At 70.5% G+C, this 17968-nt stretch carries 20 protein-coding genes; 18 read left to right on the plus strand and 2 right to left on the minus strand.

Annotation, left to right across the window (positions count from 1 at the left end; genetic code table 11):
* The first annotated feature begins 49 nt into the window (after window positions 1-49).
* The 14 genes from MRBLWH10_RS17030 to MRBLWH10_RS17095 all read left to right on the plus strand — a co-directional run bounded on the left by MRBLWH10_RS17030 (window position 50) and on the right by MRBLWH10_RS17095 (window position 13179).
* Window positions 50-310, plus strand: coding sequence for a type II toxin-antitoxin system prevent-host-death family antitoxin (locus tag MRBLWH10_RS17030; protein ID WP_341940828.1), 261 nt, complete (start codon window positions 50-52; stop codon window positions 308-310).
* Entirely contained in the window at window positions 307-570 is a 264-nt protein-coding gene (locus MRBLWH10_RS17035) for a type II toxin-antitoxin system RelE/ParE family toxin (protein ID WP_341940829.1), read from the plus strand. The genes MRBLWH10_RS17030 and MRBLWH10_RS17035 overlap by 4 nt, the downstream gene beginning before the upstream one ends.
* 10 nt (window positions 571-580) lie before the next feature.
* Window positions 581-829, plus strand: coding sequence for a hypothetical protein (locus MRBLWH10_RS17040; protein ID WP_341940830.1), 249 nt, complete (start codon window positions 581-583; stop codon window positions 827-829).
* 176 nt (window positions 830-1005) lie between these two features.
* The gene (locus MRBLWH10_RS17045; protein WP_341940831.1) at window positions 1006-2172 is read left to right on the plus strand and encodes a CoA transferase; all 1167 of its coding nucleotides are present in this window, start codon (window positions 1006-1008) and stop codon (window positions 2170-2172) included.
* The gene (locus tag MRBLWH10_RS17050; RefSeq protein WP_341940832.1) at window positions 2172-2999 is read left to right on the plus strand and encodes a CoA ester lyase; all 828 of its coding nucleotides are present in this window, start codon (window positions 2172-2174) and stop codon (window positions 2997-2999) included. Before MRBLWH10_RS17045 ends, MRBLWH10_RS17050 begins: the two co-directional genes overlap by 1 nt.
* 376 nt (window positions 3000-3375) lie before the next feature.
* Window positions 3376-4398 (plus strand): LacI family DNA-binding transcriptional regulator, encoded by a 1023-nt coding sequence (locus tag MRBLWH10_RS17055; RefSeq protein ID WP_341940833.1) that lies wholly within the window; start codon window positions 3376-3378, stop codon window positions 4396-4398.
* Window positions 4395-5336, plus strand: coding sequence for a sugar ABC transporter permease (locus MRBLWH10_RS17060; protein ID WP_341940834.1), 942 nt, complete (start codon window positions 4395-4397; stop codon window positions 5334-5336). The genes MRBLWH10_RS17055 and MRBLWH10_RS17060 overlap by 4 nt, the downstream gene beginning before the upstream one ends.
* Window positions 5333-6241, plus strand: a complete 909-nt coding sequence (locus tag MRBLWH10_RS17065) for a carbohydrate ABC transporter permease (protein WP_341940835.1) — start codon at window positions 5333-5335, stop codon at window positions 6239-6241. The genes MRBLWH10_RS17060 and MRBLWH10_RS17065 overlap by 4 nt, the downstream gene beginning before the upstream one ends.
* 50 nt (window positions 6242-6291) lie before the next feature.
* On the plus strand, window positions 6292-7587 hold the full coding sequence (locus MRBLWH10_RS17070) for a sugar ABC transporter substrate-binding protein (protein WP_341940836.1): 1296 nt from the start codon (window positions 6292-6294) through the stop codon (window positions 7585-7587).
* Between the two features lie 53 nt (window positions 7588-7640).
* Window positions 7641-8789 (plus strand): ADP-ribosylglycohydrolase family protein, encoded by a 1149-nt coding sequence (locus MRBLWH10_RS17075; protein WP_341940837.1) that lies wholly within the window; start codon window positions 7641-7643, stop codon window positions 8787-8789.
* The gene (locus MRBLWH10_RS17080) at window positions 8786-10132 is read left to right on the plus strand and encodes an ADP-ribosylglycohydrolase family protein (protein ID WP_341940838.1); all 1347 of its coding nucleotides are present in this window, start codon (window positions 8786-8788) and stop codon (window positions 10130-10132) included. The genes MRBLWH10_RS17075 and MRBLWH10_RS17080 overlap by 4 nt, the downstream gene beginning before the upstream one ends.
* A gap of 26 nt (window positions 10133-10158) precedes the next feature.
* A complete protein-coding gene (locus MRBLWH10_RS17085; protein ID WP_341940839.1) occupies window positions 10159-11154 on the plus strand; it encodes an ADP-ribosylglycohydrolase family protein in 996 nt (331 codons plus the stop codon).
* A complete protein-coding gene (locus MRBLWH10_RS17090) occupies window positions 11151-12146 on the plus strand; it encodes an ADP-ribosylglycohydrolase family protein (protein ID WP_341940840.1) in 996 nt (331 codons plus the stop codon). Before MRBLWH10_RS17085 ends, MRBLWH10_RS17090 begins: the two co-directional genes overlap by 4 nt.
* Window positions 12147-12177: 31 nt before the next feature.
* The gene (locus MRBLWH10_RS17095) at window positions 12178-13179 is read left to right on the plus strand and encodes a ribokinase (protein ID WP_341940841.1); all 1002 of its coding nucleotides are present in this window, start codon (window positions 12178-12180) and stop codon (window positions 13177-13179) included.
* Window positions 13180-13600: 421 nt separating this feature from the next.
* Here MRBLWH10_RS17095 and MRBLWH10_RS17100 read toward each other — a convergent pair whose 3' ends face one another.
* Entirely contained in the window at window positions 13601-14305 is a 705-nt protein-coding gene (locus tag MRBLWH10_RS17100; RefSeq protein WP_105676798.1) for a hypothetical protein, read from the minus strand.
* Window positions 14306-14528: 223 nt separating this feature from the next.
* Between MRBLWH10_RS17100 and rpsF the strand changes: the two genes are divergently transcribed.
* Genes rpsF through rplI form a run of 4 tightly spaced genes read left to right on the plus strand, consistent with a single transcriptional unit; the run spans window position 14529 to window position 16187 of the window.
* Entirely contained in the window at window positions 14529-14897 is a 369-nt protein-coding gene (gene rpsF, locus MRBLWH10_RS17105) for a 30S ribosomal protein S6 (RefSeq protein ID WP_105676772.1), read from the plus strand.
* 5 nt (window positions 14898-14902) lie between these two features.
* Window positions 14903-15418 carry a single-stranded DNA-binding protein gene (locus tag MRBLWH10_RS17110; RefSeq protein WP_105676774.1) on the plus strand — a complete coding sequence of 172 codons (516 nt, stop codon included), beginning with the start codon at window positions 14903-14905 and terminating at the stop codon, window positions 15416-15418.
* Window positions 15419-15468: 50 nt separating this feature from the next.
* Entirely contained in the window at window positions 15469-15723 is a 255-nt protein-coding gene (rpsR, locus tag MRBLWH10_RS17115) for a 30S ribosomal protein S18 (RefSeq protein ID WP_045257356.1), read from the plus strand.
* A gap of 11 nt (window positions 15724-15734) precedes the next feature.
* On the plus strand, window positions 15735-16187 hold the full coding sequence (rplI, locus tag MRBLWH10_RS17120) for a 50S ribosomal protein L9 (RefSeq protein ID WP_105676775.1): 453 nt from the start codon (window positions 15735-15737) through the stop codon (window positions 16185-16187).
* Window positions 16188-16470: 283 nt separating this feature from the next.
* Here rplI and MRBLWH10_RS17125 read toward each other — a convergent pair whose 3' ends face one another.
* Entirely contained in the window at window positions 16471-17934 is a 1464-nt protein-coding gene (locus tag MRBLWH10_RS17125) for a chaplin family protein (protein WP_341940842.1), read from the minus strand.
* Window positions 17935-17968 lie beyond the last annotated feature (34 nt).

Consider the following 17968-nt stretch of genomic DNA (forward strand, 5'->3'; position numbering starts at 1 on the left):
CTCTTTTGTATCTTCTATCACTTATGTACATAAGTGATAGAATGTGTGCATGAACACGATCAGCCGCAGCATTGCTTCGAAGGATCTTCGCGACGGTCTGGCCGATGTCCTCGGAGGTGTCGCCTATGGTTCCGAGCGCGTCGGCGTCACCCGTCATGGCAAGCTGACCGCCGTGGTGATCAGTGTGGATGACCTGGAGCTGCTCGAAGAACTCGAAGCCGCGCGCGATGCTGCCGAGTTCGCAGCCGCGAGGGCAGTGGACGACGGGCAGCGCGTGTCTCTCGATGAGCTGCGCGACGAAGTCGCGTGACGGCCTATCGGGTCGAGTTCACTGCTGCGGCCGCCAAGGAAATCCGCAAGCTCGACACTCAGATCCGTCGACGGATCCTTGCCGGCGTCGCCGAACTCGAGCATGAACCCCGTCCCCACGGTGTCCGCAAACTCTCCGGCTACGACAACGCGTGGCGGGTGCGGATCGGTGACTATCGCGTCCTCTACGAGGTGATCGATGACCAGGTGCTCGTGACCGTGGTCAGGGTCGCGCACCGGCGCGATGTGTACGACTTCTGAGAAAGGTCCCATGAGCGCAAGGGAGAAGCGCACACCAGGCTGGGTGTACCTGCTGATGCTCGTCATCGGCGCGGCCTTGATCGCGATCGGGCTGTGGCTTGATGTGCGCGACGGTGTCCCGACGACGCGCAAAGGGGACCAACCCATCGAGGTGGTCGTGGCACTGGGCGTCGGCATCATGCTGCTGGGCAGCGGCCTGGTCGGGATCTGGCGTGCCTACAAGGGGTGGAGAGATCTCGACGGAGGGCCGCGAGCCTAGCTCCGTCGCGCGGATCCGGGCCTGTCGGGCTTCGGCGAGACGCGGGCGTCCGGTCGGGCGCGGAAGCTCTCAAGACTCGCAACTCGGAGGCAGCATCGATAGGGGCCTGTGGCTATCATGTCTCGGTGCCGGACCAGGAAGATCTGAGAACTGTTCCACCGCCGCCGCTGCAGGGGGTGCGCGTCCTTGACGTGTCCACGCTGTTCGCGGGGCCGCTGGCGGCGACCTTCCTCGGTGACTTCGGCGCCGACGTGATCAAGGTCGAGCATCCGACGAGGCCGGACGCCTCACGCGGCCACGGGCCGCAGAAGGACGGCGTGAACCTCTGGTGGAAGACGCTCGGGCGCAACAAGCGCACGGTCACGATCGACCTGAGCACGGATGCCGGAGCCGACGTGCTCCTTCGCCTCGTCGCCGACGCCGACGTGATGATCGAGAACTTCCGGCCGGGGACGCTGGAGCGCTGGGGGCTCTCGCCCGAGCGTCTGCACGAGGCGAACCCGCGCCTGGTCCTGGCCAGGGTCACGGCCTTCGGCCAGTTCGGCCCGTACTCCTCGCGGCCGGGGTTCGGGAGTCTGGCCGAGGCGATGAGCGGGTTCGCCGCCCTCACCGGGGATCCGGACGGGCCTCCCACGCTGCCGCCGTTCGGCCTCGCCGACGGCATCGCGGCGCTGGCGACGTCGTACGCGGTCATGGCCGCGCTGCGCGGCGCCGAGCGCGACGGGCGGGGGCAGGTCGTCGACATGGCGATCATCGAGCCGATCCTGATGCTGCTCGGCGGGCAGATCACGGCGTGGGACCAGCTCGGTCTCGTGCAGCCCCGCACGGGCAACAGGTCGGTGAACAACGCGCCCCGCAACGTGTACCGCTCGCGCGACGACGTCTGGCTCGCGGTGTCGACCAGCTCGCAGTCGATCGCGGAGAGGGTGATGCGGATCGTCGGCCGAGCGGAGCTCATCGACGAGGACTGGTTCGCCTCAGGCCACGAGCGCGCACGGCATGCCGACGAGCTCGACGACGCGGTGCAGTCGTGGATCGGCGCGCACGACGCCGCCGAGGTGGTCGCGGCGTTCGAGGCGGCATCGGCCGCCGTCGCCCCGGTCTACGACGTCAGGGGAGTCGTCGACGACCCGCAGTACCGGGCGTTGGGGACGGTCGTGAGAGTGCCGGACGAGGAGCTCGGCGACATCGCGATGCAGAACGTGCTGTTCCGGATGTCGCGCACCCCGGGATCGATCCGGTGGGCAGGGCGCCCGCACGGCGCCGACACTGACGAGGTGCTGGGTGAGGCCGGGTTCTCGGATGCCGACATCACGGCGCTGCGCGAGGCGGGTGCGGTGTGATGGACCTCTACCGGACGGGTCTTTACGTGCCGGGGGACCGCCCCGACCGCTTCGCGTCAGCCGAGGGAAGCGGAGCCGACCTCGTCGTCTTCGACCTCGAAGACGCTGTCGCGCCGGATCGCAAGGTTCTGGCTCGGGACGCGGTCGTGGAGTGGCTTCGCGGGGGTCGCCACGCGGCGGGCTCCGCGGCGACCGGCGCCGCGGATGCGCCGTCGGTCGCGGTGCAGGTGCGCGTGAACGCCGGGGATGAGGACGATCTCCGCGTCGTGTCCGCACTTCCCGAGGGGATCGGCATCCGACTCCCGAAGGTCGAGAGCGCTGCCGATGTCGATCGGGTGGCGTCGGTCGCGCCCGGGCGGCCGCTGATCGCGTTGCTCGAATCCGCGCGCGGGGTGGTGGACGCGACGGAGATCGCGCAGCATCCCGCCGTGTCCGCGCTGGCACTCGGCGAGAGCGACCTGCGCAGCGATGTCGGGGGAGGGGAGCGGATGCTCGAGCACGCGCGCCTCACGGTGCTGTTCGCGGCGCGGGCCGCCGGCCTTCCGGCTCCCATGGCATCCGTCTTCCCGGCGATCCGCGACCTGGAAGGCCTCGACGCCGACACCCGCCGCGCGGCGGATCTCGGTCTCTTCGGTCGGATGGCGGTGCACCCGTCGCAGCTCCCGGTGATCGCGGCGGTGTTCTCCCCGACGCCCGCGGAGGTCGCCTGGGCCGAGGAGGTTCTCGCCGCGCTCGCCGCGGGGGGCGTCGCAACCCTGGCATCGGGGGAGATGGTCGACCCCGCCATGCGAGCACGCGCCGAACGCATCCGCAGCCTCGTGGGCTGATCCGGCACATCGTTCTCGATCCCGACCCGACAGGCACAGCTTCGGAGTGCGGCTCCGGGGTGCGTGGGCACAGCTTCGGAGTGGGGCTTCGGGGTGCGTGGGCACAGCTTCGGAGTGCGGACGCGACACGCGGGCTCACGGCATCCATCGTCGGGGTGTCGGAGTCTTCACCCCGAAGCTGTGACCGGGGAGGGAGGACCCCGGAACCGAAGCTGTGCCCGGGGAGGGGGGGACCTCGGATCTGAAGCTGTGCCCGGGAAACCCCCCTTGACACCGGCATCCGACACCCCTAGATTCCCTGGAGCCCGACCAGCGCCGATTTGGAAACGTTTCCATGATCGGATGCTGGAAACGTTTCCACTCGAAGAGGAGCATCATGGGGACGAAGCCGACTCTGCACGAGGTCGCGGCCGCGGCCGGCGTCTCGCTGGCCTCGGCGTCTCGCGCTCTCACCGGCCGCTCGGCGAGCCCCGAGATGGTCCGCAAGGTCCGCACGGCGGCGAAGCGCATCGGCTACCTGCCCGACGCCACCGCGCGATCGCTGCGCCTCGGCGGTCACCGTCAGGTCGTGTTCGCGGTCGACGACATCGGCAACCCGAACTACGTGCAGATGCTGCGCGCGATCGAGGCCGAGCTGGGGGAGACCACCCGCATCAGCGTCTCGTCCACCGGCCGGCGCCCTGATCAGACCGTCGAGCTCGTCCGGATGCTGAGCATGGGAGCGGGCGACGGACTCATCATCTCGCCGCTGCGCGTGACCCCCGCGCTGCGCCAGGCCATCGCCGACACCGTCGTGCCGGTCGTCGTGATCGGCACCCTGCACTCCGACCTCGGCATCGACAACGTCTTCGTCGACTCCTCGGTCGCCGTCGGCATGGTCGTCGACCACCTCGTCGAGATCGGCCGCACGCACATCGCCGTCATCAACGGGCCGGGCAACACCAACCCCGGTGCGGCCCGTCGCGCGGGCTTCACCGCCGCCGTCGAGCGGCACGCGCTCCACCGCGCCGATGCGCTGCAGATCACCGCCGGCGACTTCACGGTGGGGGCGGGCGTCGAGGCGGCTGAGCGGCTGCTTGCCGCGACGCTCGACGACGGCATCCCCGTCGACGCGATCGTGTGCGCGAACGACCTCATCGCGATCGGCGCCATCAGCGCCGCCCGGCGCCGCGGGCTGCGCGTCCCCGAGGATCTCGCCGTCACCGGCATCGACGACACCGAGCTCGCCGCCCTCTACAGCCCGCCGCTCACCTCCGTGTCGCTGCAGTCCGAGCGTCGAGGGAGGATCGCGGCGCGGATGCTCAGCGAGAGGTTCGCCGATCCGTCCCGCCCGCCGCGGCGGGAGACCGTCGAGGCGACCCTCGTCATCAGGGCGTCGACGATCGGAGAAGCAGCATGAGCGTCGACTCCGGCATCCGGCGGCCCGCCGCCTCGCCCGCTCCGCGCACAGGCGGACTGGCTCGCTCACGGCGCAACGAGGCGATCGGCCTCGTCATCCCCACGCTGATCCCTATCCTCGCCCTCAGCGTCGTCCCGCTCGTCATCGGCGTCGCGACGGCCTTCACCGACTCGCGTCTCGCCCGCAACCACGAGACGCAGTTCATCGGCTTCGAGAACTTCATCAAGCTCGGGTCCGACACGCAGTTCTGGCAGTCGTTCGGCATCGGCATGATCTGGGCCGTGACGGTGACCGCGCTGCAGCTGATCGGCGGTCTGTGCCTCGCGCTGCTGCTGAACACCGACCTGCGCTTCCGCGGCATCACCCGCGTGCTGGCGCTGATCCCGTGGGCCATGCCGCCCGTGGTGGTGGCGGTGATGTGGCAGATGATCTACTCGCCGACCAACGGTCCGCTGAACTGGCTCATCGAGTCCCTCGGAGGGCCGACGAACATCAACTGGCTCGGCGACTTCGGACTCGCCCTCCCCGCCGTGATCCTCGTGGGGGTCTGGGTCGGGATGCCGCAGAACACGGTCGTGCTGCTCGCCGGTCTGCAGCAGGTTCCGAGCGAGCTGCTCGAGGCCGCGGCGGTGGACGGCGCCGGCACCTGGCGGCGATTCGTCAACGTCACGCTCCCCGCTCTGCGCCCCGTGATCTTCTCGATCGCCAGCCTGAGCTTCATCTGGAACTTCAACTCCTTCGGCATCGTCTACGTGATGACCGAGGGCGGCCCCGGCGGCCGGACCATGCTGCCGATGCTGTTCACCTACCTCGAGGCGTTCAAGACCCGCAACACCGGTGGGGCCGCGGCGATGGGCGACGTGATCGTCCTCTTCCTCATCGTGATCCTGGTGATCGCCCTGTGGCGCCAGTTCCGTCCTGAGAGGAGCGCGCGATGAGCGACACGACCGCGACCAGGAGCATGGTCACCCAGAACGCGACGAAGACGCAGCGGCGTCGGGCCGACCGGCGCGCGAAGAAGCCGCTCGTGCGCATCCTGCAGTACCTCGCGCTCGCCGGATTCCTCGTCTTCCTCGGCTTCCCGCTGCTGTGGCTGATCTCGACCGCGTTCAAGTCCTCGGCGGAGATCAACTCCCTCGCCGTGAACCTGTTCCCGCTGCAGCCGACGATCGACAACTTCATGGTGGCGCTCGAACGCCAGGGGCTCGTCCGCGCGGCGGGCAACAGCCTCCTGGTGGCGGTCGCGACGACGATCATCGTGACCCTGCTCTCGATACCCGGCGCCTACGTGATGGCCAGGTACCAGGGCAAGCTCCGCTCGATCGGCGTCGGATACATCCTGGTGAGCCAGATCTTCCCGGTCATCCTCATCGTCATCCCGCTGTTCTTCATCCTGCGGTCGCTCGGCCTGGTCGACTCGCTGCTCGGTCTCGTCGCGGTGTACTCCGTCTACACGCTGCCCTTCTCCCTGTGGATGCTGCAGGGCTACGTGGCGGCGATCCCCTACGACGTCGAGGAGGCCGCCGCGATCGACGGCGCCAACAAGTTCCGCACCCTCCAGCGGGTCGTCTTCCCGCTGCTCATGCCGGGGCTCGTCGCGACGGCGATGTTCAGCTTCGTGTCGGCGTACAACGAGTTCTTCTTCGCGCTGGTGCTCCTGCAGTCGCCCGAGAACTACACGCTGCCGATCGCGCTGTCCACGTTCGTCGGCGGTGAGGGCAAGGTCGCGGTCGGGCCCCTCGCCGCAGGCGCCCTGCTCTCCAGCATCCCCAGCATCGTGTTCTTCACCCTGCTCCAGAAGCGCCTGGCCACCGGTCTGCTGTCCGGCGCGGTCAAGGGCTAGAACCCGCAGTCTCCACGCAGTTCCCGAACACACAGAGAAAGAGGTATGAAGTGAAGAAGCTTCATCGCGCATCCATCGCGCTCGCCGCAGCGGCCGTCACGGCCCTGACCCTGGCGTCGTGCTCCCCGGGGGGAGGGGAGACGCCCGACGACTCCGGCGACGGCAAGCCGGTCTCGATCACGTTCCAGTCGTTCTCCGACCAGCCCGCCGCGATCCAGGCGACGAAGGAGATCGTCGACGCCTGGAACGAGGACAACCCCGACATCCAGGTCGAGATCGTGCAGGCCCCGACCGACAGCCTCGACGACAAGCTGACCACGCAGTTCGCCGGCGGCGTCGCCCCCGACATCATCCACTACGAGGTCCTCGGCATCGTGCCCTTCGCCCGAGACGGCTACGTCGCCGACCTGAGCGATCTGCTGAGCAAGAAGACCATCGACGACATCGACCCCGGCGTGCTGGAGTCGGTCACGGTCGACGACCAGATCATCGGCGCCCCCACGGAGCTGCAGACCTACGTCGTGTTCGCCAACAAAAAGCTGCTCGAGGCGGCGGGCGTCGAGATCCCGACCGGCGACTCGATGTCGTGGGACGAGCTGGCCGACATCGCCGCGGCCACCACCTCCGGCGACGTGCACGGCATCACGTGGGGCCTGAAGAGCCCGACGGCCGCGTTCATGAGCCTCGGCATGGGCTTCGGCTCGGAGTACTTCACCGGCAAGGGGGAGGACATGAAGGTCGCCGTCAAGGACGCCGACCTCGAGGTCCCGAACCGCGTGCGCGACATGATCGAGGCCGGCTCCGTCGACCCGATCGGCGTCACCCAGTCGGGCTCCGACGTGCTCGCGACGTTCTACGCCGGCAAGGCGGCGATGACCGTGCAGGGGTCGTACCAGGTCGCCAACATCGCCACGGACGCTCCGGCCGACATGGACTGGATCGTGCTGCCTCCGCTCGCCGGGTCCGAGGGGGCCGTCCAGGCGGCCAACCCGCAGACGCTCTCGATCAACATCGACTCGCCGCACCAGAAGCAGGCAGCGAAGTTCCTCGACTACTTCATGGAGACCGACAACCTCGTGAAGATGAACGTCGCCGACGGACTCATCCCGACCACGGTGTCGGCGCGCGAGGCGCTCGCGACGCAGACGGCCGATCAGAACGGCTGGCCCGAGATCGTGAAGTCGGCGGAGGGTCTGCAGGGGCCGGTGTTCCTGCAGGCGAACGGCTTCGTCCGCTGGAAGGACACGGTCGCGACCCCCGCGTTCCAGAAGTTCCTCGGCGGCGAGATCGACGACAAGGGCCTGGCGTCCGAGCTCGACGCCGGCTGGGCACAGGTCAACGGTTGACGACGAGCGGGGCGGATGCCGGGCATCCGCCCCGCTCCTATGAGAGGAATGGCATGAGCTGGATTCAGGAACGCACGGCGGCGGTTCTCGCAGGGTCGGCGATCGGAGACGCGCTGGGAGGAGCAGCCGAGGGCTTCAGCCCCGAGAAGATCAAGGAGCGCTACGGAGGGCGGATCGACGGGATCGTCCCGCCGTACCACCTGGACTGGCAGACCGCCCGGCCGGTGAGCCCGTACCACAAGGGCGACGGGCACATCACGGACGACACCCTCATGACGCAGGCGCTGATCCGCGTGTACGCGGAGCGTCGCGACCACATCGACGCGTTCGCCGTGGCGGAGCTGCTGGTGCCGCTGCTGCAGACCGAGATCCGCTGGATCCCCGAGCTGGAGCGGGAGTCGATCCTGCTGCAGCGCATCTTCCTCGCCGAGAAGTGGCTCGTCACCCGGCTGCAGTACGGCCACGTGGATCCGCGCGAGGCCGGCGTCGGCAACGTCGTCAACTGCGGGGCCGCGATGTACATGGCCCCGGTCGGCGTCGTCAACGCCGGCAACCCGCGGGCCGCGTACGCCGAGGCGATCGACATCGCCGGCGCCCACCAGTCCAGTTACGGCCGCGAGGCGGCGGGGGTCTTCGCGGCGGCGGTCGCGGCATCCGTCGCGGTGGGAGCGACCGTCGACTCGGTGATCGGCGCCGCACTCGACGTGGCGCACGACGGCACGGCGGCGGCGATCCGCGCCGTGGTGGATGCTGCGCGCTCCCTCTCCGCCGACGCCACGGACGACGAGATCGGCGCCGCGCTCCGCGACGCGATCCGCCCCTTCGACACGGTGGGCGACGCGTACCGCGAACCGCTCATGGACGCCAGAGTGCCCTCCCGCACGAAGTCGATCGAGGAGCTTCCCGTCGCCCTGGGCTTCCTCGTCGCCTACGACGGGGACTTCCTCCCCACGGTGCTCGGGGCGGTCAACTACGGTCGCGACTCCGACTCGATCGCCTCGATGGCAGGGAGCGTCGCAGCCGGCATCGGAGGGAACGCCGTCATCCCGGCCGACATGCTCGACACGATCGCGACGGCCAGCCGGGTCGACTTCGACGAGTACGCGACCCTGCTGTCGGACGTCGCCGTGGAGATCATGGAGAGGGACGTCGCCCGCGCCGAGGCCGACGTCCGCCGCGTCGCGGCACTGCGGGCGGCATGATGCGCCTGACCTGGGCACAGCCCGAAGACCTCGTGCCGCACGAGCTGGTGCAGGCGCGCGCCGAGGGCTCGGCGGTCGACGCGATCGCCGAGCGCTGGCGTGCGGCGGGCGGCGCGCTCGACCCGGTCAGGGGAGGGGCGACCCCCGACGCGGCATCCGACGAGCTGCGGGCGCTCGCCCGCGAGCTGCTCGTGGAGCTCGACGCCCTCATGGCACCGGAGCCGAGCGCCTGGCCGGAGCTGCGTGCGCAGCTCGACGGCATCCCCGCGCCCATCCCGGCGCCCGACGCCGCCGTGCTGCTCGACAGGATCCACGGGGCGTGGGCGGGCAGATCGGCGGGGTGCCTGTGGGGCAAGCCGGTCGAGAAGATCCCGCGCCAGGGCATCGAGGAGATCCTGCGCTCCACCGGACGGTGGCCCCTCGTCGACTACTTCACCGCACAGGGCCTGCCGGACGAGGTCGCGGCCCGCTGGCCGTGGAACCGCCGCTCCGCCGTCAACTCCCTGGTCGAGAACATCGACGGGATGCCGGAGGACGACGACCTCAACTACCCGCTCCTCAACCTCCGGGTTCTGGAGACCGCCGGCCGGGGGTTCACGACCGACGACACCGCGCAGGCGTGGCTGGCCGACCTCCCCGCCGGACGCACCTTCACCGCCGAGCGGATCGCGTACCGCAACCTGCTCGACGGCTACCGCGCCGACGAGGCCGCGCGCGTGCGCAACCCGTTCCGCGAGTGGATCGGCGCGCTCATCCGCACCGACGTGTACGGCTGGATCAACCCGGGCGACCTCGCCGAGGCGGCGCGCATGGCCTGGACCGACGCGCGGCTCAGCCACACGCGCAACGGTCTGTGGGGGGCGATGTGGGCGGCGGCGCTCACGTCGGCATCCCTCGTCGCCTCCTCGGTCGACGAGGTCCTCGACCTGGCCGCGACCGTCGTGCCCGCAGGCTCCGACCTCGCGGAGGCCATCGCGCACGGAGCCGACCTCGGCCGGTCGGAGCTCGACGACGCCGCCGCGATCGACGCCCTGCACGCCGCCTACGGACACCTGCACTGGGTGCACACGATCAACAACGCCGCCACGATCGCCTTCGCCCTCGCGCGCAGCGGCGGCGACATCGCACGGGGCGTGCCGCTCGCGGTCGTCACCGGATGGGACACCGACTCGGCGGGGGCCACCGTCGGATCGGTCCTCGGCGGTCTCTCCGGATCCGCCCGCCTTCCCCGCCGCCTCATCGATCCCCTCCGCAACCGCATCGCGACGAGCCTCCCCGGGCTCGACGGGGTCGCGATCGACGACCTCGCCCGCCGCACCGCAGCGCTGATCCCCGCGCGCTGAGCATTCCCCAAGAGACAAGGACAGTCATGACCCCTCCCACGCCCACCCTGCAGGACCGCGCGCGCGGTTCGCTCGCCGGGCTCGCCATCGGCGATGCGATCGGGCGACCGGTCGAAGGCTTCTCCGCCGCGGAGATCCAGGCCGCCCACGGACGTGTGACCGGCTACCTCGACCCGGAGCCCGCCGGCAGCGACGACACCGAGTACGCCCTCCTCACGGCCAAGACCATCCAGCGCGTGGGCGTCACGGCGACAGCCGACGACTTCGCGCAGACCTGGATCGACGACGTGCTCCCGCAGGCCGACGACTTCAAGGGCGGTGGGTTCAGCGAGATGGCGGCGATCGACAACCTGCGCCGCGGCATCCGGCCTCCGCTCAGCGGCGACACCATGCACGGCTGGAGCGACGGCCTCGCGATGCGGGTCAGCCCGCTCGGCATCGTCGCCGACGGGGATGCCGTGCTCGCGCAGCGCCTCGCCGAAGCGGACGGCGCGGTGAGCCACACCACCGAGGGCATCTGGGCGGGAGTGGTCGTCGCCGTCGCCGTGACCACCGCGCTCACGGGGGCCGACGCGGCCGCCTGCTACGAGGCCGGCCTCGCCGCGATCCCCGCCGACAGCTGGACGGCCCGCAACCTCAGGGACGCGCGCGACCTCGTGAACTCCGGTCTCGACGACGACGCGCTGGCCCTCGCCCTCCACGACCGCCTCGCCGTGGTCGACTACTTCTGGGCCGACCTCGCCCCGGAGGCCGTCGGCCTGGCGATGGCATCGGTCCTGCACGCCAGGGGGCGCGCAGCCGACAGCATCCTCTTCGCGGTCAACATGGGCCGCGACGCCGACACGACCGCGGCCATCGCCGGCTGCATCGGCGGGGCGATCTCCGGGATCGGCGATCTGCCCGACGAGTGGGTGGCGGGGCTCCGCCCTGTCGCCGGTTCGTGCATCCGCTCGATGGCGGGGATCCATCCGCTGGATGCCGCCGACACCCTGACCCGCATCGTCGAGGAGGCGCGCGCATGACCACCCCCCTGATCGACCTGTTCACCCGGGGCATCGTCGCCGGGGAGTCGGCGTCCTCCATGAACGCGGACTTCCGCGTCTACGCCCTTCCCCCCAAGCGCGTGAACCGCGTGCGGATCCTGGCGAAGCTGGGCGACGAGGACCGCACCACCACCGTGCCCCGCCCGTTCACCCACGCCGCCCCTCCGACCACCCTGCACCCCGGCGCAGGTGAGAACATCGAGTGGTTCGCGTTCTCCGCCCGTCAGCACGCCAGGGGTCTCGGCCTCACCGAGTGGCGGCATCTCGCCGAGATCGAGGAGGACCCCGCCTCGGGGTTCCGCGCTCGCATCGGCACGAAGCTCGCGCTGCAGAACCTCCGCCACGGAGCCGTTCCCCCGCAGTCCGGGCACGACAACGCGCACTACTTCGACGACATCGCCACCGTGCGCGCGCTCGCCGCGGTCGCCGTGCACCGCGGGAACGGTGCGGTCGACGCGGCGGAGGCGGATGCCGCCATCACGCACTCGCTCGACGGCGTCTGGTGCGCTCGCGCCTCCGCCGTCCTGTTCGAGTCGCTGCTCGACGGGGCCACGGCAGCGGATGCCGTCGCCCTCGCGGTCGAGGAGCTGCCCGCGGACACCTGGAGCCGGCGCATGGCCGAGACGTCGCTGCGCGTCGCGAGGGAGGCGAACGGTCCCCTCGATCGGGCGCGACGCCTGAGCACCGAGGTCGGCGACTGGGTCTACAGCTACCCGATCGCGGCGCCCGAGACCTTCGGCTTCGTGCTCGCCCACGTCGCGACCGCGACCGACGCCGACGACCTCCTGCTCGGCGCGCTCGCACAGCCGCGCAACGCCACATCGCTGCCCGCACTGGCGGGAGCGACGGCGGCCGTGCTGTTCGGCGAGGAGTGGATCCCCGCGGGGCTCGATGCCGACGGCATCCGGCTCACCGGTCTGGGGATCCCCGACCTGGCGGGACTCACCGTCGCGGAGGCCATCGCGCGATGACCCTGTGCTCGGGAGGATCGGGGGCGCCGACGTGGGAGTGATCGTGCTCGGCAGCGCCAACCTCGACACCTCGGTGTCGATGCCGCGGATCCCCGCCCCGGGGGAGACGATCCTCGCCACCGGGGCGGCGAGCGGCCCCGGTGGCAAGGGGCTGAACCAGGCGGTCGCCGCCGCCCGCTCTGGAGCCTCGACCACGTTCGTCGGAGCCGTGGGCGACGACGAGGCCGGTGAGCGACTCCGCGGAGTGCTCATCGACGAGGGGGTGCGCGCGGGACTCGACGTCTCCGAGCGACCAACGGGCACGGCGTTCGTCATGGTCGCCGACGACGGCGAGAACGCGATCGTGGTCGTCGCCGGGGCCAACGGCGACGGCGCCGCGATCACCGCGGAGGCGGCATCCGCTCTCGCGTCGGCGGGCCGGGACGACCTCGTCCTCGCGCAGCTGGAGGTGCCGCTCGACGCCGTGCTGTCGGCGTTCCGCTCGGCGAAGGAGCGCGGGGCGACGACCGTTCTCAACGCCGCGCCCAGCAGGCCCCTGTCGGACGATCAGCTGGCGCTCGTGGATGTGCTGATCGTGAACCAGCACGAATGCCTCGACCTCGCGGGCGCGCCGGTCGGCGGGGCCGCGGATGCCGCGGGGGCGCCGACCGTAGGGGTGACTGATGCCGCGGGGGTCTCGGTCGAGGGGGCCGCGGTCGAGGGGGTCGCGGATGACGCGGTCGCCGATGCTGCGCGCTTCCTCGCCGCACGCGTCGGGACCGTCGTCGTGACACTCGGAGCGGCTGGCGCGCTCGTCCTCTCCGCGGGCGAGGAGACGCGGATCCCCGCGTTCCCGGTCACCGCCGTCGACACGACCGCCGCGGGCGACACGTTCTGCGGGGCGCTCGCCTCCCGTCTCGCGGCAGGAGACGCCCTCGCAGCGGCTGTGCCGTTCGCCTCGGCCGCCGCGGCCCTGTGCGTGCAGCGACCGGGGGCCGCGGCATCCGCTCCCCGCCTCGACGAGATCACGGAACTGCTCGCGACCCGCGCCTGATGCGCCCGGCGCGGCGTTCACAACTCCTCAAGAATCGCGCGGTTCCGGTTCGCTCCGGCCCGGATCGGCCCGGACGACCCCGTTCTTGAGGAGTTGTGAACCGACGCCGATTCCGATGCCGATGCCGGCGCCGATGCCGATGCCGATGCCGCCGCACTCGGCTCCAGACGCATGCGCCCGGCGCGGCGTTCACAACTCCTCAAGAATCGCGCGATTCCTGCTCGCTCGGGTCCGGATCGGCTCGAACGGCCCGGATTTTGAGGAGTTGTGAACCGCCGCCGCCCGCGGCCCCGGACGATACCGCTGCCGCACGCGGCCCGAGCCACACCCGGCCCGAGCCACACCCGGCCCGAGCCACACCCGGCCCGAGACGCACGAAGGGCCGGAGCGTGCGCCCCGGCCCTTCGCTGTCGGCATCCGCTCAGAGCGGCGCGACGATGTCCTGCTTCACGTCCCACTCGGTGACGACGGTGACCGACTCGATCGACTGACCGCTGACGTCGGCGGTGCCGGTGGTCGCCAGCGGGGCGAAGTCCTTCGTGAGCTCCAGCACGATCGACGAGGCGACGCCCTGCGTCTCGATCGTCCCGGAGACGAGGAACACCTTCTGGCCCAGGCGCTCGCCCGTGCCCGTGACCGTGAAGTCGCCCGCGAGGAGCGTGGCGATGGCGGTGGGGCTCGATGCGGCGGCGGCCGTCGCGCCCATGCTGAGTCCGGCGATGATCGGGTCGCTGGACGTGGAGTCCGCGACCTGCCAGGCGCCGGTCGCCGACTTCACCCAGGCGTCGGAGCCGATCACGATGACCGAGCCCATCGGAGTGGTCGACTCGAGCGCCTTCTCCGAGGGGTTGTACCTGCCGGTGGTCTCCATGCCCATGACCGTCGAGGTGGCGGCGTACCCCGCGATGGACGAGGTGGCGTCGGCGATGCAGCCGCCGAGCGCGGCGCCGTCGATCTTCGCGCCCTCCGTGAGCTCGGGGCAGCCGGTCGTCGGCGCCTCCGCCTCCTGCGAGGCGCTCGCAGACGGCTTCGCGTCGGCGGGCTTGTCCGTGGCCCCTGCGGAGCATCCGGTGAGCATGACGGCGGCGGCGAGAACCACGCCGACCCCCCACTTGTTGACGCGCATGGCGTCCCCCCTCTGGTCGCGGCCGGTGGCGTTCACCGGCACGCTTCCAGCATGCCAAGTGGCCCGGAAGGGCTGTGGACGCGACTCCGAGCCGCATCAGGTAGACTGTGCAGGTTGTCTGCCCTCAGGCATCCATTCGGATGCACGGGCGGTCGACGTGCTACACACCCTCCTGCTTCCGGGAAAGTCCCGGAAGCCGTTCTAGTCCGAAGGAGGTGGGTAAGTGACGCACCAGTACGAACTCATGGTCATTCTGACCCCCGAGATCGATGAGCGCACGGTCGCCCCGACGCTCGACAAGTTCCTGAAGGTCATCACCAACGATGGTGGCTCGATTGAAAAGGTCGACATCTGGGGCAAGCGCCGTCTCGCTTACGAGATCCAGAAGAAGAACGAAGGCATCTACGCCGTCGTCAACTTCACCGCTACCAGCGAGGCCACGCAGGAGCTCGACCGTCAGCTCAAGCTGAACGAGTCGATCATGCGCACCAAGGTGCTGCGTGCCGAGGAAGCTCAGGCGATGATCGCTTCCGAGGCGAAGCTCACCGAGGAGAAGGCTGCTCGCAAGGCGGCCAAGGCTGCGAAGGCCTAAGTCTCATGGCCGGCGAAACAGTCATCACCGTGGTGGGCAACCTCACGGCCGACCCCGAGCTGCGGTACACGCAGAACGGACTGCCGGTGGCGAACTTCACCATCGCATCGACGCCTCGGAACTTCGACCGCGCCGCGAACGAGTGGAAGGACGGCGAAGCGCTGTTCCTCCGCGCGTCCGTGTGGCGTGAGTTCGCCGAGCACGTGGCGGGTTCTCTGACCAAGGGCATGCGGGTCATCGCGACCGGCCGTCTGCGTCAGCGCTCCTACCAGGACCGCGAGGGCAACCAGCGCACCGCGATCGAGCTGGAGGTCGACGAGATCGGCCCCTCGCTCCGTTACGCGACTGCGCAGGTCACCCGTGCGGCGTCGAACGGCGGCGGCCAGGGTGGCGGTCAGGGTGGCGGGCAGTCCCGCCCCGCGCAGCAGGTGTCGGAGGAGCCGTGGTCCACGCCCGGCTCGTCGACCAGCGCAGATGCGTGGAGCACCCCGGGCAGCTTCGGCGACGACACCCCGTTCTGATCAAGGATCTCCGGATGCTTCGGCATCCGTCTCATAACTAAGGAAAAACTATGGCTGGAAAGTCGAGCGGCGACCGCCGCAAGCCGCGGAAGGGTGGCAAGCCCACCGCTCCCGCGAAGTCGATCCGGGTCGGCGTCATTGACTACAAGGACGTCGCCACGCTTCGCAAGTTCATCTCGGAGCGTGGAAAGATCCGCGCCCGTCGTATCACCGGTGTCTCCGTGCAGGAGCAGCGTCTGATCGCTCGCGCGATCAAGAACGCTCGCGAGATGGCTCTCCTGCCCTACGCCGGCGCTGGCCGCTAAGGGGTACGGATATGGCAAAGCTGATTCTCACGAACGAGGTCGCCGGGCTCGGAAGCGCCGGTGACGTGGTCGAGGTCAAGAACGGGTACGCCCGCAACTACCTCATCCCCCAGGGCTTCGCTACGGCGTGGACCCGCGGTGGCGAAAAGCAGGTCGCTTCGATCCAGGCTGCTCGTCAGGCTCGCGCGATCCACGACCGCGACGAGGCCGTGGCCCTGAAGAACTCCCTCGAGGGCACCAAGGTCCGTCTCGCCGTCAAGGCGGGCGCCGAGGGTCGCCTCTTCGGTTCGGTCAAGACCGCCGATGTCGCAGACGCTGTCGCGGCTGCCGGTCTCGGTTCGATCGACAAGCGCAAGGTGCACATCACGTCGACCATCAAGTCGACCGGTGAGCACGAGGCCACGGTTCGTCTGCACGACGACGTGACCGCTGTCATCACGCTGCAGGTCGTCGCCGCCAAGTAAGGCGCGACGTCTGTCGAACGCCCCCTGTCCTCCGGGACAGGGGGCGTTCTGCGTACCAGGGAAGCCGCAAGACGGCGGCTGACGGATGCCGTCGGCATCCGTCCTGAGGGCATGGCGGATGCCCCGTGGTGAGGGCCACGGGGCATCCGCTGTATCGCGTGGGGCGCCGCAGACTGCGGGCGAGTGAGGGGCACCTATCCCGAAGTCTCTCGTCGGCGCACCCACGCTCCCGACGCGAGCGGCATCTCCTCCCCCGAGGATGACCGCTCCGCCGGGGGTATGGTCACGCCGTCGCGAGACGACGGCGTGAGAGTCCAGCGCCGAGGAGGAGCAGGAGAGCGGCGACCGCGGCGAGCCCGAGCGCCGGGGACCCTCCGGTGGTGGCGAGCGCGTCAGCGCCCGTCGCGGTCGCGGCGGCTCCGTGCCCGCTCGTCGCGGGACTCGTGGCCGGGGTGGTTCCGGGGTTGGTGCCGGGGTTCGTTCCGGGGTTGGTGCCGGGGTTCGTTCCCGGGTTGGTGCCCGGGTTCGTTCCAGGGTTCGTGCCCGGGGTGGTCACCGTGCTCTCGCCGATCACGGCGATGGCGTTGCCGCCGATCGTGATCGGGAGGCTGATCGGCAGCGCGAGCTGTGTCCCGCCGAGGATCGAGCCCGCTCCGGTGGTCAGAACCCCGCCGAGGGCCGGTGAGGTGGCGGGTGCGGGGGCGCCGGGTGTCCCGGTGACTCGGCTGGTGCCGAGGGCCGAGATGGCGTTGCCGAGCACCGACACCGGTGCGGTCACGGGGGCGACGACCTGGGTGCCGCCGGCGATCGACTCGCTGCCGCCGGTGGTGGGGCCGTTGCCCGCGGTGGAGGTGGCGGGTGCGGGGGCGCCGGGTGTCCCGGTGACTCGGCTGGTGCCGAGGGCCGAGATGGCGTTGCCGAGCACCGACACCGGTGCGGTCACGGGGGCGACGACCTGGGTGCCGCCCAGGATCGACTCGCTGCCGGAGGTGCCGGCAGCGACGGCCGGTGCGGATGCCGCCGGCGCGGATGCCGGTGCGCCCGTGACCGAGCTCGTGCCGAGCACGGACACCGCGTTGCCGAGCACCGACACGGGAGCGGTGACGGGTGCCACTGCCTGTGTGCCGCTGCCGAGCCCGTCGGAGCCGTCGGTGGATGCCGTGGCCGGTGCTGCGGGGGCCGGCGCCGGTGCTGCGGCGGAGGGACCCGTGACGCCGCTGGTGCCGAGCACCGAGATGGCGTTGCCCGACACGGTGATCGGGGCGTTGACCTGGAGCAGCGCCTGCGTGCCCGAGAGCACGCCGTCGTCGCCACTGGTCTGGACGGACGGCACCCCGGCCGTCGGCGGGGCCTGGGGAGCCCCAGTCTGGGGAACTGCGGCCGGGGTGCTGGTCGAGGACGTGCCGAGAACGCTGACGGCGTTGTTCTGCACGGTGACAGGGAGGTTCACGGTGACCACTGCCTGGCTGCCTGAGGCTGCGCCGGATGCGCCGCTCGTCTCCGCCGCAGGGGCGGGGGCTGGCGCAGGGGCCGCAGGGGCGGGTGCCTGGGTGGAGGAGGAACCGAGGAGGGAGATCGCGTTGCCCGCGACCGTGATCGGGGCCGAGATCGGCGCGACCACCTGGGTGCCGGAGAGGATGCCGTCGTCTCCGTCTGTCTCGGCCGCGTTGGCGACCGAGGCGCCGAGCAGGGTGATCCCGCCGGCGATCAGCGTGCCCCAGAGGGCGCGCTTCATGAATGTGCGCATGATTGAGCTCCTGACTGAGCTGTGTGTCGAAAGA

Source organism: Microbacterium sp. LWH10-1.2, from assembly GCF_038397765.1.
Lineage (GTDB): Bacteria > Actinomycetota > Actinomycetes > Actinomycetales > Microbacteriaceae > Microbacterium > Microbacterium natoriense.

What these genes read in the sequence shown, in the direction of transcription:
- MRBLWH10_RS17065 (WP_341940835.1), top strand. Translation starts at nt 5,333, where the DNA reads ATGAGCGACACGACCGCGACCAGGAGCATGGTCACCCAGAACGCGACG.
- MRBLWH10_RS17110 (WP_105676774.1), top strand. Translation starts at nt 14,903, where the DNA reads ATGGCCGGCGAAACAGTCATCACCGTGGTGGGCAACCTCACGGCCGAC.
- MRBLWH10_RS17055 (WP_341940833.1), top strand. Translation starts at nt 3,376, where the DNA reads ATGGGGACGAAGCCGACTCTGCACGAGGTCGCGGCCGCGGCCGGCGTC.
- MRBLWH10_RS17050 (WP_341940832.1), top strand. Translation starts at nt 2,172, where the DNA reads ATGGACCTCTACCGGACGGGTCTTTACGTGCCGGGGGACCGCCCCGAC.
- MRBLWH10_RS17030 (WP_341940828.1), top strand. Translation starts at nt 50, where the DNA reads ATGAACACGATCAGCCGCAGCATTGCTTCGAAGGATCTTCGCGACGGT.
- MRBLWH10_RS17100 (WP_105676798.1), bottom strand. Translation starts at nt 14,305, where the DNA reads ATGCGCGTCAACAAGTGGGGGGTCGGCGTGGTTCTCGCCGCCGCCGTC.
- rplI (WP_105676775.1), top strand. Translation starts at nt 15,735, where the DNA reads ATGGCAAAGCTGATTCTCACGAACGAGGTCGCCGGGCTCGGAAGCGCC.
- MRBLWH10_RS17125 (WP_341940842.1), bottom strand. Translation starts at nt 17,934, where the DNA reads ATGCGCACATTCATGAAGCGCGCCCTCTGGGGCACGCTGATCGCCGGC.
- MRBLWH10_RS17080 (WP_341940838.1), top strand. Translation starts at nt 8,786, where the DNA reads ATGATGCGCCTGACCTGGGCACAGCCCGAAGACCTCGTGCCGCACGAG.
- MRBLWH10_RS17060 (WP_341940834.1), top strand. Translation starts at nt 4,395, where the DNA reads ATGAGCGTCGACTCCGGCATCCGGCGGCCCGCCGCCTCGCCCGCTCCG.
- MRBLWH10_RS17075 (WP_341940837.1), top strand. Translation starts at nt 7,641, where the DNA reads ATGAGCTGGATTCAGGAACGCACGGCGGCGGTTCTCGCAGGGTCGGCG.
- MRBLWH10_RS17040 (WP_341940830.1), top strand. Translation starts at nt 581, where the DNA reads ATGAGCGCAAGGGAGAAGCGCACACCAGGCTGGGTGTACCTGCTGATG.
- MRBLWH10_RS17090 (WP_341940840.1), top strand. Translation starts at nt 11,151, where the DNA reads ATGACCACCCCCCTGATCGACCTGTTCACCCGGGGCATCGTCGCCGGG.
- MRBLWH10_RS17085 (WP_341940839.1), top strand. Translation starts at nt 10,159, where the DNA reads ATGACCCCTCCCACGCCCACCCTGCAGGACCGCGCGCGCGGTTCGCTC.
- rpsR (WP_045257356.1), top strand. Translation starts at nt 15,469, where the DNA reads ATGGCTGGAAAGTCGAGCGGCGACCGCCGCAAGCCGCGGAAGGGTGGC.